The organism is Rhodanobacter panaciterrae, from assembly GCF_014651895.1.
GTDB classification, from domain to species: domain Bacteria; phylum Pseudomonadota; class Gammaproteobacteria; order Xanthomonadales; family Rhodanobacteraceae; genus Rhodanobacter; species Rhodanobacter panaciterrae.
On record NZ_BMXT01000001.1, the window covers coordinates 1872927 to 1888997 of the forward strand.

Genomic DNA, 16071 nt, shown 5'->3' on the forward strand with positions numbered 1-16071 from the left:
TCCGCAGCGGCTGATTGCATCATCAGCTGTTCCCACCACGCGTCGCGGGGCGGATAATCGTCGGCCCTTGATGCAACGCGGCTGAATAATGTTCGTACCTGGTCAACGCTGGATCTCCTCTGCCGAACCCGAGCTCGGCCTCGGCACCGTATTGCGCGTCGAAGGGCGCGGAGTGCAGGTGCTGTTCGCCAAGGCCGGGGTGCTGCGCCCCTACGCGATGGACTCCGCGCCGCTGCTGCGCGCCGAGTTCCGCGCCGGCCAGCGCGTGGCCGGCAAGGGCATCGCGTTTCTGGTCGAGCGTGTCGAAATTCGCGACGAGTTGCTGATCTACCGCGGCGAAGGCCGTGAACTGGAAGAAGGCCAGCTCGACGACGAGCAGAGCGTGAGCCAGGCTGACGATCGCCTGATCGGCGGCCGCACCGATGCGGTCGCACAGTTCGAGCTGCGCCTGGAAGGTCTCAAGCGGCGTGCCGAAGCACGCCGTTCGCCGATGTGGGGCCTCGGTGCCGCGCGAATCGGGTTGGTGCCGCACCAGCTGCGCGTGGCGGGCATTGCTTCCGCGCGTCGACCGCCGCGAGTGCTGCTGGCCGATGAAGTCGGCCTCGGCAAGACCATCGAGGCGGGCATGATCATCGCGCGCCAGCTCGCCACCGGCCGCGCTTCGCGTGTGCTGCTGCTGCTGCCCGATACGTTGGTATACCAGTGGTTCGTCGAACTGCTGCGCCGCTTCAATCTCAGCTTCGCGATCTACGACGAGGAGCGCTGCGAGGCGCTGGAGCAGTCCGGCGACGACAGCAATCCGTTCGAGGACGAGCAGCTGGTGATCGCCGACTTCGGCTTTCTCGAAAATTCGCCGAAACACGCGCAGCAATTGCTGGATGCGCCGTGGGATCTACTGGTGGTCGATGAGGCGCACCATCTGGCCTGGTCGCCGGAGGCCGCCAGCCCGCGCTACACGATGGTGGAACGACTGGCTGCCGCGATTCCCGGCGTGATCCTGCTCACCGCCACCCCGGAACAGCTCGGCCGCAGTGGCCACTTCGCCCGTCTGCGCCTGCTCGATCCACAGCGTTATCACGACCTGGACGGCTATCTGGCCGAGGCCGATACCTATCAGGGGCTGTCGAAGATTGCCGACCAGTTGCTCGACGGCAAGGCGCTCGACGATGCCCAGCGTGCCACGCTCGCCGAGGCCTTCCACGGCGACGCGGCACTCACCGCGCAACTGGCCGAATCGACCAAGCCGGCCAACGCGCGCGAACTGCTCGCCGCACTGATCGACCGCCACGGCACCGGCCGCGCAATGTTCCGCAACAACCGCGCCGGCGTTGGCGGCTTTCCCAAGCGCCTGCCCGAATGGCATCTGCTGGATGCCGACACGCTGGAGGAGAACACCCGCCAGTCGCTGCTGGCCGAATTCCATGCCGATATCCAGCAACCGCCGGCCTTGATCGAAGTCGACTACAGCGCCGATCCGCGCATCGACACCCTGATCGCCCTGCTCGATAAACACCCGCAGGACAAGTTCCTGCTGATCTGCCGCAGCCAGGCCAAGGTGCTGGCGCTGGAAGACGTGCTGCGCACGCGCAGCGGCGTCGGCGTGGCGCGTTTCCACGAAGGCCTCGGCATCGTGCAGCGCGACCGCAATGCCGCGTACTTCGCCCAGCCCGATGGCGCGCGCCTGTTGCTGTGCTCGGAGATCGGCTCGGAGGGTCGCAACTTCCAGTTCGCGCACCGCTTGATCCTGTGGGATCTGCCACTGGATCCGGATTTGCTCGAACAGCGCATCGGCCGACTCGACCGGATCGGCCAGAAGCACGACATCAACATCCACATCCTGGCCGTCGCCGACAGCGCGCAGCATGTGCTGGCGCGCTGGTACGACGAAGGCGTCAATGCGTTCCGCATGAGTCCGGCCGACGGCCGCGAACTGCTGCGCCGTTATGGCGAGCCGCTGGCCCGGCTGGCCGACGAACACGCGCGCGGCGACGACAACCGCGACCAGGAACTCGACGTGCTGCTGGCCGAGACCGCCGCCAGTCACGAGCAGATGGCAGAGTTGATCCGCGGCGGTCGCGATCATCTGCTGGAACTGGCGGCCAGCCGCGACCTGCACGCCGACGAACTGCAGCAGGCGTTTGCGCGCGAGGATTTCGATCCGGGCCGCGATGCGTTCGTGCAGCGCCTGCTGGAAGCGTTCGGCATCCACGCCGAGGAGCTCGGCGGCCAGGTGCTGCTGCTCGATCCGCAATACCTGTCCACCGATGCCCTGCCCGGCTTTGCCGAGGGTCCGCAGTCGGTGACGTTCGCGCGCGAGGTGGCCTTGTCGCGCGAAGAGCTGCCGCTGCTGCGGCTGGATCACCCGCTGGTCGCCGGCGCGATGGATCTGGCACTGTCGGGCGAACAAGGCAACGCGGCCTTCATGGTCGACGATGTGCTGCCACCGCGTACCGCCTTGCTGCAAGCGGTCTATGTGCTCGAGTGTGTGGCCGACCGCCGACTGGATGCCGAGCGCTTCCTGCCGACCCTGCCGATCGTGGTCACCGTCGATACTCGATTGGCCGAGCGTGCCGATTTCGCGCCCAGCGAGGTCGCCCTGCGCAAGGCCGGCGACCGCAATATCGAAGTGGTGCGTTATCGCAAGTTCCTCGGCAAGCTGGTGCCACCGATGCTGGAGCGCGCCGAAGTCCTCGCCACCACGCGCGGACAGACCAGCATCGATGAGGCACTGAACCTCGCTACTGAGACGCTGGATGCGGAACTGTCGCGCCTGCTTGCGCTGCGCGCGGTGAACCCGTCGATCAGCGAAACGGAAATCACCGCCGTGGCTGACGAACGCACCCAGCTACTGGCTGCGTTGCCACAATCCCGTCTGCGGCTAGATGCGGTGCGCTTCGTAGTCAGCGCGGACTTCCTCGCGCTGCGCTGATCCACGATCCGTACATGGTGCCGCCATCGACGCACTGAACTGCCGCCGTGGCGGCAGCGGCTATACCGTGGCTGTACTGGGCTCGGCCTCGAGCATGTTGCGATCCACGCCGAAAACCTTGTACGCCACCGTCAGCAACGCGATCCATACCACGCCCACGTACAGCGCCACGCGGGTATCCGGACTGTAGCCGAGCATCACCAGCACGAAGGCGAGGAAGGCCAGGCACACCACGCTGCTCAACGGAAAGCAGCGCAACCGGAACGGTAACGGCGCAGGCAGCTGTCGACGGAAGCGCCAATGCGCCACCAGCACCATGCCCCAGGTCCACACTGTGTTGAACGCTAGGATCGACATCATCATGCCGAAGATGCGCCCCGGCACCAGGTAGTTCAGCAGCACGCCCACCATCAGGAACACCAGCGTCACCAGCACGCCGCGCACCGGCACGCCCTGCCGGCTCAGACGCTGCATGGCCAGCGGCGCTTGCCCCTTGATCGACAGGCTGTGCAGCATGCGGCTGCCGCTGAACGTGGTGGAGTTGAAGCTGGACAGCGCCGCGGTGATCACCACGAAGTTGATCAGCCCCGCCGCCTTGGGAATGCCCAACTTGGCGAACGTGCTGACGAATGGGCTGCCCTGCGTACCCAGTTCGTTCCACGGATAGATCGCCATGATCACGAACAGCGCGCCCACGTAGAAAATCAGGATGCGCCAGATCACCGAGTTGACCGCGCGTGGGATCGTGCGCTCGGGCTGTGCCGCCTCGGCCGCTGCCATGCCGATCGTCTCGATGCCGCCGAAGGAGAACACCAGCACCGGCAACGCCAGCACCATGCCGGTCACCCCGTTCGGGAACCAGCCACCGTGCGACCACAGGTTCGACACGCCCAGCGGACGGCCGCCGTTGCCCCAGCCCAGCCAGATGATCGCGGCGCCGCCGGCGATCATCAGCACCACCGTCAGCACCTTGATCAGCGCAAACCAGAATTCCATCTCGCCGTACACCTTCACCGCCAGCAGGTTCAGGCCACCGATCATCGCCACGCTGCCGAACGCCCATATCCATTGCGGCCAGTCGGGAAACCACGCCTTCATGTAGATGCCCACCGCCGTACTCTCGGCAATGCCCACACCCATCATCAGGATCCAGTAGTTCCAGCCGGTGAGATAACCGGCGAACGGGCCGAGGTAGCGATGCGCATAGGTGCTGAACGAACCGGCCACCGGGTCGTGCACGGCCATCTCGCCCAGCGCGCGCATGATGATGAAGATCATCGCGCCGCCGAACAGATAGGCGAACAGCACCGACGGCCCAGCCAGCTTGATCGTGCTGGCCGAGCCGAGAAACAGGCCCGCGCCGATGCACATGCCTAGCGCCATGAAGGTGATATGGCGCGGGTTGAGGTTGCGCTGCAGGTGTTGGGTCATACGGGATACCGGTGGAAGTAAAGAGTCAGCGCAACAGGCGCCGTTTCGGTTTGATCGGCAGCCGTCCGCGCCAGTACTGGATCATCACGATGCCGCCCAGCATGCCACCGAGATGAGCGAAATGCGCGATACCGGCCTGAGTGCCGGTAACACCCTGTACCAGCTCGACCACGGCATAACCGGTCACGAACAACCACGCCGGCATCGGCACCGGCAGGAAGATCAGCATCATCTTTTCCTGCGGATACAGCATGCCGAACGCCAGCAGTATGCCGAAGAGCGCACCCGATGCACCGATCGTGGGATAGAAGCCGTGGGTGAACCATTGCACCACGATCAGCTGGGCAATCGCCGCCACGATCGCGCAGACGAAGTAGTAGATGAGGAAATGGCGCGCGCCGAAGGTGCGTTCGATCGTCCCGCCAAACATGTACAGGCCGAACATGTTGAACAGGATGTGGGTGAATCCGCCATGCATGAAGGCGTAGGTGACCAGCTGCCAGATGCGGAAACCGGCCGTGACGACGTTGCCGTCGGGCGTCTCGCCAGTGACATCCGGACCAAGCGGCCATAGCGCGAAATGCTGGGTCAACGCCAGGCTTGTCTGATCGTGCAGCAGCAGTTGCAGCAGGAACACCAGGACATTGGCGATCAGCAGATTGCGTGTGACGGGAGGCAGATCAAGAGGCATCAGATGATTTCCGGGAGCTCGGTGGGGCAGGATGGGTGCAGCGCCGGCATCAACGCAACTGCGGCATGGCTACGCTGACCTGGACGGCGCCCAATCGTTCATCCGCCGACTGCACCAGGACGCTGCCGCAGCACACGAAAAAGCCGCCTCGCGGCGGCTTTTTGATGCATGGCGATGACAACAACCGGATCAACCGTTGTGCGCCACCTGTGCGATCGCCTCGGGACGCTTGGCACCGGCGAAACGCTTGGCCCAGTAGCTCTCGCTGAGGCTGGAAATTTCCACCGACTTGCCGGCGCTGGGCGAATGGATGAAGCGGCCATTCGAAATATAGATGCCCACGTGCGAAATGTTTCGCTTGCCATGGGTGCGGAAGAACACCAGATCACCCGGCTTCATGTCGGCCCGATTGACCTTGAGGCCCGCCACGAATTGCGAGGCCGAGTTGTTCGGCAACTGGATGCCGGTCGCATGGGCAAACACATAACGGACGAAGCCGCTGCAATCGAAGCCGGTGGACGGATCATGACCACCGCGCACGTAACGGATATCGCGCATTTTCATCGCCAACGCGATCAGCGCCTTGCGCAGATCGGTGGCGCTTTCGGTACCGTCAACGGCCGTCGCCGGCTCGTCAGCATCAATCTGGGCCTTGGCGGTGTCACCATTCGCCGCCACGTCACTGCCGCCACCCAGCAGGGCTTGGGCATTGGCGGGAACGATGGACTGGCTCAACGTCGGCACCGGATTGAAGATCGGCAGCTGGTTCAGCAGTTGCGGCGTGACGCTGGCGGCGGCCTGGAAGCCGTCGAGCGCGACGGAGTTGGCCTGCAACGAACCGGACGTCGGCATCTCGACGGTGGCTACGTCGTCCGTCGAGGCTGCGGTGGTTTCAGCAACGCTGGCGACGGCTGCCGTCGACTTGGAGTGAGACTTGGCGTGAGTGGACCTGTGCGTCGCCGCTGCGAGCTTGCCGTGCTTGGTCTGGGTCGACTTGTGGTGAGCCACTTTGCCGTGGGCGGGTTTCACATGCTGCGCATGTTTCGCCGGGGCCGACTTGCCGTGGGTCTTGCTGGTCGTTGCCTGTACGGGTGCCATCACGAACAAAGCTGCAGCGAGCACGGAAAAGGCGGTCAATCGGTTGATTGGCATGCGGGGGAAATCCCTTGCGATTCACAGGATTGGCCGCCTGCACAAGCTGACGACGTGACTAAGGAGTGAAGTTAACAAGAAGATGGCGTGTGGATGTTGGATTGAGGTTAATTGAACCCCGTCGTTTTCAAAAACGATGACGGGGCGCACACTTCAATTCAAGCTATTGATTATAAATATAATTTCACGAAACAACTACGACTTGCCCAGGTAATTTCAGGACTCGTTAGTTGCTTCGGGCCAGTAATGAGAGTCCGGATAGGCCCGGTTACCGAAGATCGCGGTGCCAATCCTCAGCTCGCTGGCCCCTTCGGCGATAGCGAGCGGGAAGTCGCCACTCATGCCCATGGAAAGCCTCGGCAAATCATGACCTTGCATGACTGCCCGATCACGCAGATCACGCAGCATGCGGAAACAGCCGCGCACCTCGGCTGGCTCGCTGGAATGGGTCGCCAGGGTCATCAAACCGCGTGTCCGCAACGTGTCATAGCGGCGCAAGCTGTCGAGGAAGGTGGGCAACTGTTCAGGGGGCAGCCCGTATTTGCTGGGCTCGTGCGAGGTCTTCACTTGCACCAGCACGTCGATCGCACGACCTTCCTGCTGCAAACGCCGATCCAGTGCCTCGGCCAGCTCCAGCCGGTCCAGCGACTGCACTTCGCTGGCCAGCCGTGCCACGTCCCTGGCCTTGTTGGTCTGCAGGTGGCCGATCATCACCCAGTCGATGCCGCAGTCGGCCAGCGGCTCCGCCTTGTCGCGGATCTCCTGCACCTTGTTCTCGCCGAAGCGGCGCAGACCCAGTCCGACCGCCGCCCGAATCAGCTCCGGGCCGAAGGTCTTGCTGACCGGCAGGATGTTCACCGATGCCGGATCGCGCCCGGCTTCGTGGCAGGCATCATCGACGCGCCGGCGGATTTGCGCCCAGTTGGCGGCCAGCTCGGCGGTGTCCGTGCTCATGCACCGACCATGGGTCAGGCCTTGCTGCTCTGTTCGTGATGTCGCGCCACCACCTCGGCCACCACCATGCTGACTTTCTTGCCAGTGGGGATGTGCAGGAACTCGTTCGGGCCATGCGCGTTGGAATGCGGGCCGAGCACACCGGTGATCAGGAACTGCGCCTTGGGGAATTTTTCGCCCAGCATGCCCATGAACGGAATGCTGCCGCCCTCACCCATATAGGTCGTCGGCGCGCCGAAGTAATGCTGCGAGGCATCGGCGACCGCCTGCTCCAGCCACGGCGACAGCTGCGGCGCGTTCCAGCCGCTGCCGTCCTTCTCCAGCGCAAAAGTGACCTTGGCGCCGTACGGCGGATCTTTTTCCAGCAATTGCTTGAGGAATTCGCCGGCCTTGGCGCCATTCAGCGTCGGCGGCACGCGCAGGCTCAGCTTCACCGAGGTCTGCGGGCGCAACACGTTGCCGGCGCTGTCCAGCGGCGGCATGCCGCCGATGCCGGTCACCGCCAACTGCGGGCGCCAGGTCCGGTTGAGCACCAGTTCGGCCAGATCGTGGGTGACTGGCTGCATGCCATCGACCCACGGAAATTTGTCGTAGATATCGTCGCCCAGCACTTCGGCCGAGAGCTTGGCCTGTTCGACCCGCTGCACCGGGATCTCGACGTACAGTTCCTTCGGCTTGATCTGGCCAGTGACTGGATCCTCCAGCCGCGACAGCAGCTCGCGCAGGATGCGGAAGCTCGACGGCACCACGCCGGAAGCGTCGCCCGAATGCACGCCCTCTTCCAGCACCTGCACGGTGAGGTTGCCGCCGGTCATGCCGCGCAGCGAGGTGGTCAGCCACAGCTGGTCGTAATTGCCGCAGCCGGAATCCAGACACACCACCAGCGACGGGCTGCCGATGCGCGCAGCCAGATGGTCGACATAATAAGGAAGGTCGTAGCTGCCCGATTCCTCGCAGGCCTCGATCATCACCACGCAGCGCGCGTGCGGGATGCCCTGTTCGTGCAGCGCCAGCAACGCGGCCAGCGAGCCGAAGATCGCATAACCATCGTCCGCGCCGCCGCGACCGTACAACTTGTCACCCTTGATCACTGGCGTCCACGGACCGAGGCCCTCGGCCCAGCCAGTCATCTCCGGCTGCTTGTCCAAGTGGCCGTACAGCATCACGGTGTCGTCGCCCTGGCCCGGCACGTCGATATAGATGAGCGGCGTGCGACCTTCCAGCCGCACCACTTCCAGCGTGGCGCCCGGCAAAGCCGCCAACTTGGAGCGTGCCCAAGTCTCCATCAGCTTGACCGCGGCGTCCATGTAGCCATGTTCGACCCACTTCGCGTCGAACATCGGCGACTTGTTCGGAATACGGATGTACTCGACCAACTGCGGCACGATTTCGTCATCCCACAGGCCACTGACAAAGCGGGAAAGGCGGGCAGTATCCATGGTCAAACTCCGGCAGGCGGTCAATTTCACATTGTAGCAGCGCGTCCTGTCGGCACTGACACAACCTCAGGAAGTCCTCACAGGCGCCGACGCGCATCACGCACGCCGCCATGACGGCCTATCCGACTGCGCGCTTCGCCATGGCCACGCACAGTGCAGTCGCGGTATCTCGCTGCTTCGCCTGTTTACCGCTCAACCTATTACCACCCAAGGAGAAAGGCCCATGTTCAACAAGCTTGTCGCACTCGCCTTTGCGCTGACCCTTGCCCTGCCCGGCCTGACGTTTGCCGCCACCCCCGTCAACGTCAACAAGGCCGATGCGGCCACTATCGCCAGTTCGCTCGACGGCATCGGCCAGTCCAAGGCAGAGGCAATCGTCGCCTGGCGCGATGCCCACGGACCGTTCAAGAGTGCCGACGATCTGGCCCAGGTCAAGGGCATCGGCCCGGCGACGCTGGAGCGTAATCGCGCCGCCATCCTGCTCACCGACACCACGGCCAACGCCGCCAGCAAGGTGGAGAAGCCTGCCAAGAGCCGGAGTCGGAGCAAAAGGGCCGCTGTCGAGGACGCCGCTGCTGCCGAATGAGCCTGGAGGATCCTCCCACGGACAGGAGCCTGGCGGCGCGATCCATGGCGGGTCGCGCCGCTTGCGCTACACTCGCGCGCCCTTCCTGATCGCCTCACCGCCATGATCCTGCCGCGTTACCACATTGCCGATTCCGCCATCCATGGCGCCGGCAAGGGTTTGTTTCTCGATGAAACCGTGGCGGCGGGACGCATCATTACCGCGCCGGACGGCATCGAGCAGACTTTTCGACACGCGGACATCACCGCGTCGCCCGAGCTCAGTGCGCAGTTCCATGCCAGTGCGCGCTGGTTCGAGGACCGCTACACACTGTCGCCCGATTGGCCGGACGAGTGCTACATCAACCACAGCTTCACGCCAAACGGGCTGTGGCATCTGGGCTTCGTGTTTGCGCTGACCGAGCTGCCGCCCGGCACCGAGATCACGGTGGACTATCGGCACCTGCTGCCGCCGGATCAGGCCGAGGATTTTGTCGATTCGGTCACAGGTGAGATAATCACCGGCTTGTCCTGGCAGGAAAGTCTCGCCAGCAGCACTCATGCACTGGCCGAACTGCTGGCTGCCACTCACCGCTGAATGTGATGTTTGATATTCCAACTCTTGAAACGGCGCGCCTGCGCCTGACTGCGCTGACCGAAAAGCACTTCAACGACTACGCCACCATGCTGGCCGATCCGGAAAGCACGCGCTGGATCGGCGACGGCCAGCCGTTGGATCGCACCAACGCCTGGCGCTCGCTGGCGATGTTGCTGGGCCACTGGCAATTGCGCGGCTGTGGCATGTGGGCGCTGGAACTGAAGTCAACCGGCGAGTTCATCGGCCGCGCCGGTCTGATGTACCCCGATGGCTGGCCCGACCTGGAAATGGGCTGGATGCTCAAGCCGGAACATCGCCACCAGGGCTACGCCACCGAAGCGGGCAATGCCGTGCTCGAGTTCGCCTGGAGCCAGTTGCAGGCACCGCGGGTGATCAGCCTGGTGCGGATCGGCAACGAGGCCTCCGACCGGGTGGCCGAGCGCCTCGGTGGCGAGCATATCGACGACATGGATTTCTACGGCAGCCACAGCCACGTGTTCGCCTACTACCCGCCGCACCGCGAGCACCGCCGCGCCTACGGCTAGACGTACGAGCTAGGCACACATGCTGCCGGCTTGCGCCGGCAGGGATGGCATCATCACAGGGCCTGCGGCAGCCCGCCGCCACGACGCGCGGACGACAGCGAACGCGCTACTTCAGCCAGTGCAAACAACCGGGCCACACGAACCCAGCCGAGCACCAGCACTACCAGTTGCGCCAGCAGCACGGCCAGTATCAAGCCGCCCACGCCAATCGCCGTGGTATGCATACGGCCCACACCGAGTGCCAAAGCGATCGCGTAACCAACCAGGCTGATCAGCAGGTAGCACAGCAAGGTGCTGAACGGTCGGCGCAGCAGCTGCATGAAGCCGCGACCGAAGGCGCGCGTGGCCGAACGCAAACCGCTGTCGGCGATGAACGCGGCCCGCCCCGATTCCACGATCGCCTGTGCCAGCACGAACAGCAGCGCGGCTATCCCCATGGCGATATGCGATGCGCTGTCCACCTGCGACTCCAACACCGCCTTGCTGTCGATCCCATCCACCGCGTGGAACGCGAAACCGATCAGCGCCGCCATCGCGGCATACGGCAGGATCGACCACAGCATCAGGCGGAACATGCGGCCATATTCGACGATGCCGCACTGAAGCAGATGGCTGAAACCCAGCACACGCCCGGCACGCCCGCTGCCGATCACCATGCCGTTGAGAAATGGCGACAACAGCACGGTAATCAGCAGACCAAGCAGCGCCACGCCATTGAACCAACCGGTGCTGTCGCTCAGTGCCGACACGGTGTCGCCGAACATCAACGGGCTGAACTGTGCAGCCCACGCTTGCGCATGCACCGAGTGGTCGAGCAGGCCGCTCAGCGCGCGCCACAGCGGCAGGCTGACCACGGCCGTCGGCAACAGCAGAAACAGCACCCACAGCAGCAGCAGTCGCCATTGCATGGCTACCAGCGGCGCGCGCATGGCTGCACCAAGATTCACTCGACGGGAAGCATGTTTACTGATCATCAGAGTGACCCCACCAAGGCGTAGAAAGCTTGCAGCAAAGAGGCGACATCCGCGCTCCAGCGACGCGAAGCGGAGCCGTCGGCCTTGGTGGTCAGACTGTCGTTGAGCTTGTTCGCATCCAGATAGATCTTCTGTTCCGGATCGAGGGTGGCCAAGACCACCTTGGACGGCCGGGTGAAGTCGAAGCGGGCCCAGCGCCGATCGTCATTCCACTTCACGTCCTCGCTGCTGCCGTCGGCAAATTTCACCCGCAGCAGCTGCGGCACCTGGGCGCCATCGCGTGACACGGTCACCGTGCTGCTCCACGGAAATGGCCCACTGCCCGGCTTCGCTTTCGGATGGGCCTTGGCCCAATCTTCGCGCTGCTTGTCGATCTGCTTGTCGAGTTCACCGCTGTCGAGTTCGGCACGCTTGCCGTCCTTCAACACGCTACCGACCTGCGGCAGCACTTCAATGCTGTCGATGCTGGCAACGCGGTCATCAATGTGCGCGGTGCCATACACATACTGGTCGAAGATCTCGTTGACCGCCTTCGCGTTGCCCGAGACATCGATCAATGTGGCGCGCAGGTCAGCCGCGGACGGATGACGGAAGCGCCAGCGTTTGTAGTACTCGTGGAAGGCGCGCTCGGTGACCTCTTTGCCCAAGCGCTCTTCCAGATCGTGCATCGCAGTGGCGGTCCGCGAATACACGGTGCCGTAACTGCTGCTGGAAAAACGATCCCATGAATTCTCGCCGAGCGGATCAAACGGCTGCTTCAGGCCCGAAGCCAGGCGCTCTATCGCGAAACCGGTGAACGACGGCGCAAATCCCAGCCGGCGCAGCATCGGCGTGGTTAAATCGAGGTTCTGCCCGCGCTCGCGCAGCATGCGCTGGTCCCAGTATTCATTGAGACCCTCATCGAGCATCGGCTCCTCGAATTCGTTCGAGGCGAGAATGCCGTAGAAGTACCCGTGGCCGAATTCATGGATAGTGACGAAGTCGGAGCTGTACTGGCTGCCCGTGCCCGGTTCCACCTTGGTGAAGCCATCGGTGGTGTAGAACGTCGGATATTCCATGCCGCCCGCCTCGCTGGCGTTGTACGGCGGCACCACCACGGTGAGTGTGCGGTACGGATACGCGCCCAGCGTGTCGGAGAAATAGCTCAGCGAATCGATGCTCGCCTTCAACTGGGTCTGTGCGCTACCGACGTACTCGGGCGGATACAGCACCTTCAACGCCACCTTCGGACTGCCCGGCCCCTGCCAGCTGCCGTCCAGCACCTTGTAGCCCTTCGCCGCGACCCAGGCGAAGTCGTGCACGTCACCCTGCACGTAGTGATAGGTAGTCTTGCCGTTCGCCGTCTGCGGCTCACCCTGCTGCTCGCCGACGGCGCCGACCGTGTAGTCGCTGGGCACGGTCAGGTTCACGTCGTACAGGCCGAAGTCGGCATAGAACTCGCTGTTGAAATGGAACTCGTGCACGTTCCAGCGCGGTGCGGTCGCGCCGCGCTCGCCGGCCAGCTCCAGCACGCCGATCTTCGGAAACCACTGACCGACCAGGTTGAAGTCGCCGAACCAGCCGGTGCGCTCGACCACCCGCGGCAACTGGCTGAGAAAATCGATATCCAACGTCAAGGTCGCGCCCGCTGCGACCGGCTCGGCCAGATCGATGCGCACCACGGTCTGGTCGGTGGCTGGGCCGCCGTCGGGCTGCACGAAGGTCCACTTCAGTGCAGCATCACCCTGCTTGACCTGCTGCAGGTCGATCCAGCCCCATTCGCCCTTCTTCAACGCGGCCGCGCCGCGCGAACGACCATGCGCAGTCAGCACCTTGCGCTCGGTGAACCAGGTGCTGCCTTCGTTCTGGAAGCCGTTGAGGTACAGATGGAAATAGACGCGACTGACCGCGCGATCGCTGCGGTTGCGCCAGGTCATGCGCTCCTTGCCGGTCACCGCATGCTTCGCGGCATCCAGCTCGGCGTTGATCTGGTAGCTCACCACACGATCGGACAAGGTCGCCTGGTTGCCAGTGCGCTCGCCACCCCAGGCATCCGCGGCGCTGGGCATCTGCGGCGCGGCCGCGCTGGCGGCGGCAAACGGAATGTCGGGGAGCATCGCCGTACTCGCGCTGGCTGGCGCCAGTGCCGTACTGGACGGCATGCCGGCAGCGCTGGTCGCGACGGCCAGCTGCGCCATCGCCGTCAACGGACAGACCGCAACCGACAAGGTCATGGCACACAGGTATCCCCACTTGCGTACAACTGGCCGCATGCTTGCTACTCCCCCGGGCAATCCACGCAGAGTGCACGCAACCGGTGCATGCAGCATAGGCCAGAGGTCATGCCAGCCCAGGACGGGTACGTATCGACAGCTCATGCCAAAGCCCGCTCATGACACATCGCACAGTGCCGCAGCGCGGGAACTGCGACGCGCGTGAGCGGTCTGGAGATGCGCAGGGCTCGGAGATTCCGACTACGCTGACTGCACTCATCACGCCACCCACTAGAATCCATCCCGGCCAGAAGCCGTTGTCGGCTTGCAGCGACAACCACATTCACGCGAAGCCCGGAATTCATGATGCGCATCTTGCTGGCCGAAGACGACCCTTCCATCGCTGACGGCATCTGTGCGTCGCTGCGGCAAGGCGGTCACGCGGTGGACCACGTAGCCAGCGGCAATCTGGCTGACGCGGCTCTGCGCGATCACGACTACGACCTGCTGGTGCTGGACCTTGGCCTGCCCTCGCTCGACGGCAGCGAAGTACTGCGCCGCCTGCGCAGTCGCGGCACAGTCATGCCAGTGCTGGTGGTGACCGCCCGCGACGGATTGCCCGAGCGTATCCGCGTGTTGGATCTGGGCGCCGACGATTATCTGGTGAAGCCGTTCGCACTGACCGAGTTCGAGGCGCGGGTGCGTGCACTGCTGCGCCGGGCCAGCAGCCAGGGCAAGCCGGAGCTGGAGCTGGGTCGGTTGCGGCTGGATCTGCCCGGGCACCGCGCGTGGATCGATCGGTCGCCACTGGAGCTGACCGCGCGCGAATTCAGCCTGCTGGAAGCACTCGCACTGCGGGCCGACCGTGTCACCAGCCGCGCCCAGTTGATCGAGGCACTGTGCGACTGGGATCAGGAGTTGACCGACAACGGCCTGGACATCGCGATCCACCGCCTGCGCCGCAAGCTGCATGGCAGCGGCACCGGTGTGCGCACGATCCGCGGCCTCGGCTATCTGTTGGAAGAAATGGCGGAATCCACGAGCGATCCCGAATGAGCCTGCCGCACACACGCCGCCAGCGCCCCAGCCTGCGCCGCCGTCTGCTGGTTTTCCTGGTGATTCCGATGGCTGCCCTGCTGCTGCTGGACGCGTTGCTGACCTATGGCGTGGCGCTGACCTATGCCAATCGGGTGCACGACCGCGACCTCAGCGACGACGCGGTGACCCTGGCGAAGATGCTCGGCAACGATCAGCTCGGCAGCCAGCTGACGCCGCAGGCGCGGTTCCTGCTCGAATACGATCCGGATGGCCGCAGTTACTTCAGCATCACCAGCGCCCGACGCGGCCTGTTGGGCGGCAACGGGCAGCTGCCGCAACTGGGATACACGCCGGCTCTCGGCGCCGTACCGACGCTGTATGACACCCAACTCGACAAGCACAGCTTGCGTGCGGCATCGATCCACATCGCAGCGCGCCACGATCCGGGCGACAGTCTGGTCATCACCGTCGCCGAAACCCTGCGCGATCGACACGTGCAGGCGCGGGAAATCCTGTTGCTGGCGACCTTGATGCAGACCTTGCTGATCCTCAGTCTGCTGTCACTGGTCTGGTTCGGGGTCAGTCGCGGCCTGCGTGTACTCGATCCGTTGACGGCCCGACTGGCGGCCCGCTCGCATGAACTGACCCCGATCGACGGTCCCGACGTGCCACAGGAAATCCAGCCGTTGACGCGCACCATCGACGCGCTGTTCGGTCGCCTGCGCAGCATGCTGGCCCTGCATGACCGTTTCATCGCCGATGCCGCACATCAGCTGCGCACGCCGCTGACCGGACTGAGCCTGCATGTCGATCGCGCCTTGGCCGACCCGCGGCCGGAAACGGTGACCGATGCGCTCGCCCATATCCAGCGCCTGACCCAACGCGCCGCGCGCACATCTTCGCAACTGCTGGCGCTGACCCGGGCGCAAGCAGCACCACTGGACAACGTGGAGCGCGGCCCGCTCGATCTGGGTCGGATGATTCCCGAAGCGGTAGCGCAGCGCATCCATGAGGCGATCCGCGCCGGGGTCGACCTGGGCTACGAAGGACTCAGGCAACCGTTGTACATCGATGGCGACGCGGCCAGCGTGCTGGACCTGCTCGACAACCTGATCGACAACGCCATGCGCTACGCCGGCCGCGGCAGCACGGTCACCGTCAACCTGCAGGCGCATGCCGATGGGGGCGCGGTCCTCAGCGTCGAGGACAACGGCCCCGGTGTGCCACCCGAACTGCTGCCACGGCTGCGCGAGCGGTTTTTCCGCGCCGCCGACAGCGGCGAGGAAGGCAGCGGGCTGGGGCTGGCGATCGTCCAGCGGATTGCCGAGCGGCATCACGCCGAGGTGATCTATCGGCTCGGCGAGGAACATGGCTTGAGCGTGGAAGTGCGCTTTCCGCCGGCAATCTCGCCTGCAACCGGTCCGGGATGAACGCCGCCGACACAGGCTTTGCTGCACTCTGCCTGTACGCTCGACCAGCCCGGCTTTGCGATCCCGCCTGATGCCCTCAGAATAAGCAAAGATCCGGCTGCGATAATGACGTGTGGGAACCGCCACCGAGAACC

At 64.4% G+C, this 16071-nt stretch carries 13 protein-coding genes; 6 read left to right on the forward strand and 7 right to left on the reverse strand.

The window, feature by feature from the left end; genetic code table 11:
- The first annotated feature begins 88 nt into the window (after nucleotides 1-88).
- Nucleotides 89-2929: an RNA polymerase-associated protein RapA gene (rapA, locus tag IE071_RS08730; RefSeq protein ID WP_189440696.1), complete on the forward strand. Its 2841-nt coding sequence runs from the start codon at nucleotides 89-91 to the stop codon at nucleotides 2927-2929.
- Nucleotides 2930-2989: 60 nt separating this feature from the next.
- On the opposite strand, the gene IE071_RS08735 is transcribed toward rapA, so the two are convergent.
- The 5 genes from IE071_RS08735 to IE071_RS08755 form a co-directional block, all read right to left on the reverse strand.
- Nucleotides 2990-4360 carry an amino acid permease gene (locus IE071_RS08735; protein WP_189440697.1) on the reverse strand — a complete coding sequence of 457 codons (1371 nt, stop codon included), beginning with the start codon at nucleotides 4358-4360 and terminating at the stop codon, nucleotides 2990-2992.
- A gap of 25 nt (nucleotides 4361-4385) precedes the next feature.
- Nucleotides 4386-5051: a rhomboid family intramembrane serine protease gene (locus IE071_RS08740; protein ID WP_189440698.1), complete on the reverse strand. Its 666-nt coding sequence runs from the start codon at nucleotides 5049-5051 to the stop codon at nucleotides 4386-4388.
- A 189-nt stretch (nucleotides 5052-5240) separates the two neighbouring features.
- The gene (locus IE071_RS08745; RefSeq protein ID WP_189440965.1) at nucleotides 5241-5903 is read right to left on the reverse strand and encodes a C40 family peptidase; all 663 of its coding nucleotides are present in this window, start codon (nucleotides 5901-5903) and stop codon (nucleotides 5241-5243) included.
- 516 nt (nucleotides 5904-6419) lie between these two features.
- Entirely contained in the window at nucleotides 6420-7157 is a 738-nt protein-coding gene (locus IE071_RS08750) for a YggS family pyridoxal phosphate-dependent enzyme (RefSeq protein ID WP_189440699.1), read from the reverse strand.
- 14 nt (nucleotides 7158-7171) lie between these two features.
- Complete coding sequence (locus tag IE071_RS08755) at nucleotides 7172-8596, reverse strand: M20 family metallopeptidase (RefSeq protein WP_189440700.1); 1425 nt, start codon at nucleotides 8594-8596, stop codon at nucleotides 7172-7174.
- A 223-nt stretch (nucleotides 8597-8819) separates the two neighbouring features.
- Between IE071_RS08755 and IE071_RS08760 the strand changes: the two genes are divergently transcribed.
- The 3 genes from IE071_RS08760 to IE071_RS08770 all read left to right on the forward strand — a co-directional run bounded on the left by IE071_RS08760 (nucleotide 8820) and on the right by IE071_RS08770 (nucleotide 10303).
- On the forward strand, nucleotides 8820-9182 hold the full coding sequence (locus IE071_RS08760; RefSeq protein WP_189440701.1) for a ComEA family DNA-binding protein: 363 nt from the start codon (nucleotides 8820-8822) through the stop codon (nucleotides 9180-9182).
- A gap of 102 nt (nucleotides 9183-9284) precedes the next feature.
- The gene (locus tag IE071_RS08765; protein WP_189440702.1) at nucleotides 9285-9758 is read left to right on the forward strand and encodes an SET domain-containing protein-lysine N-methyltransferase; all 474 of its coding nucleotides are present in this window, start codon (nucleotides 9285-9287) and stop codon (nucleotides 9756-9758) included.
- A gap of 5 nt (nucleotides 9759-9763) precedes the next feature.
- Entirely contained in the window at nucleotides 9764-10303 is a 540-nt protein-coding gene (locus IE071_RS08770; protein WP_189440703.1) for a GNAT family N-acetyltransferase, read from the forward strand.
- A 53-nt stretch (nucleotides 10304-10356) separates the two neighbouring features.
- On the opposite strand, the gene IE071_RS08775 is transcribed toward IE071_RS08770, so the two are convergent.
- Nucleotides 10357-11232, reverse strand: a complete 876-nt coding sequence (locus IE071_RS08775; protein WP_308427768.1) for a hypothetical protein — start codon at nucleotides 11230-11232, stop codon at nucleotides 10357-10359.
- A gap of 44 nt (nucleotides 11233-11276) precedes the next feature.
- A complete protein-coding gene (locus IE071_RS08780; protein WP_229792808.1) occupies nucleotides 11277-13490 on the reverse strand; it encodes a M1 family metallopeptidase in 2214 nt (737 codons plus the stop codon).
- Nucleotides 13491-13835: 345 nt separating this feature from the next.
- Between IE071_RS08780 and IE071_RS08785 the strand changes: the two genes are divergently transcribed.
- Together IE071_RS08785 and IE071_RS08790 are read left to right on the forward strand one after the other, a co-directional pair.
- Nucleotides 13836-14525, forward strand: a complete 690-nt coding sequence (locus tag IE071_RS08785) for a response regulator (protein WP_189440966.1) — start codon at nucleotides 13836-13838, stop codon at nucleotides 14523-14525.
- The gene (locus IE071_RS08790) at nucleotides 14522-15937 is read left to right on the forward strand and encodes a sensor histidine kinase (protein ID WP_189440706.1); all 1416 of its coding nucleotides are present in this window, start codon (nucleotides 14522-14524) and stop codon (nucleotides 15935-15937) included. Before IE071_RS08785 ends, IE071_RS08790 begins: the two co-directional genes overlap by 4 nt.
- Nucleotides 15938-16071: the final 134 nt, after the last annotated feature.

Excerpts from the sequence above, each read along its gene's own strand:
- IE071_RS08765 (WP_189440702.1), top strand. The coding sequence starts at position 9,285 with ATGATCCTGCCGCGTTACCACATTGCCGATTCCGCCATCCATGGCGCC.
- IE071_RS08755 (WP_189440700.1), bottom strand. The coding sequence starts at position 8,596 with ATGGATACTGCCCGCCTTTCCCGCTTTGTCAGTGGCCTGTGGGATGAC.
- IE071_RS08775 (WP_308427768.1), bottom strand. The coding sequence starts at position 11,232 with ATGCGCGCGCCGCTGGTAGCCATGCAATGGCGACTGCTGCTGCTGTGG.
- IE071_RS08740 (WP_189440698.1), bottom strand. The coding sequence starts at position 5,051 with ATGCCTCTTGATCTGCCTCCCGTCACACGCAATCTGCTGATCGCCAAT.
- IE071_RS08735 (WP_189440697.1), bottom strand. The coding sequence starts at position 4,360 with ATGACCCAACACCTGCAGCGCAACCTCAACCCGCGCCATATCACCTTC.
- rapA (WP_189440696.1), top strand. The coding sequence starts at position 89 with ATGTTCGTACCTGGTCAACGCTGGATCTCCTCTGCCGAACCCGAGCTC.
- IE071_RS08770 (WP_189440703.1), top strand. The coding sequence starts at position 9,764 with ATGTTTGATATTCCAACTCTTGAAACGGCGCGCCTGCGCCTGACTGCG.
- IE071_RS08785 (WP_189440966.1), top strand. The coding sequence starts at position 13,836 with ATGCGCATCTTGCTGGCCGAAGACGACCCTTCCATCGCTGACGGCATC.
- IE071_RS08745 (WP_189440965.1), bottom strand. The coding sequence starts at position 5,903 with ATGCCGACGTCCGGTTCGTTGCAGGCCAACTCCGTCGCGCTCGACGGC.
- IE071_RS08780 (WP_229792808.1), bottom strand. The coding sequence starts at position 13,490 with ATGACCTTGTCGGTTGCGGTCTGTCCGTTGACGGCGATGGCGCAGCTG.
- IE071_RS08760 (WP_189440701.1), top strand. The coding sequence starts at position 8,820 with ATGTTCAACAAGCTTGTCGCACTCGCCTTTGCGCTGACCCTTGCCCTG.
- IE071_RS08750 (WP_189440699.1), bottom strand. The coding sequence starts at position 7,157 with ATGAGCACGGACACCGCCGAGCTGGCCGCCAACTGGGCGCAAATCCGC.
- IE071_RS08790 (WP_189440706.1), top strand. The coding sequence starts at position 14,522 with ATGAGCCTGCCGCACACACGCCGCCAGCGCCCCAGCCTGCGCCGCCGT.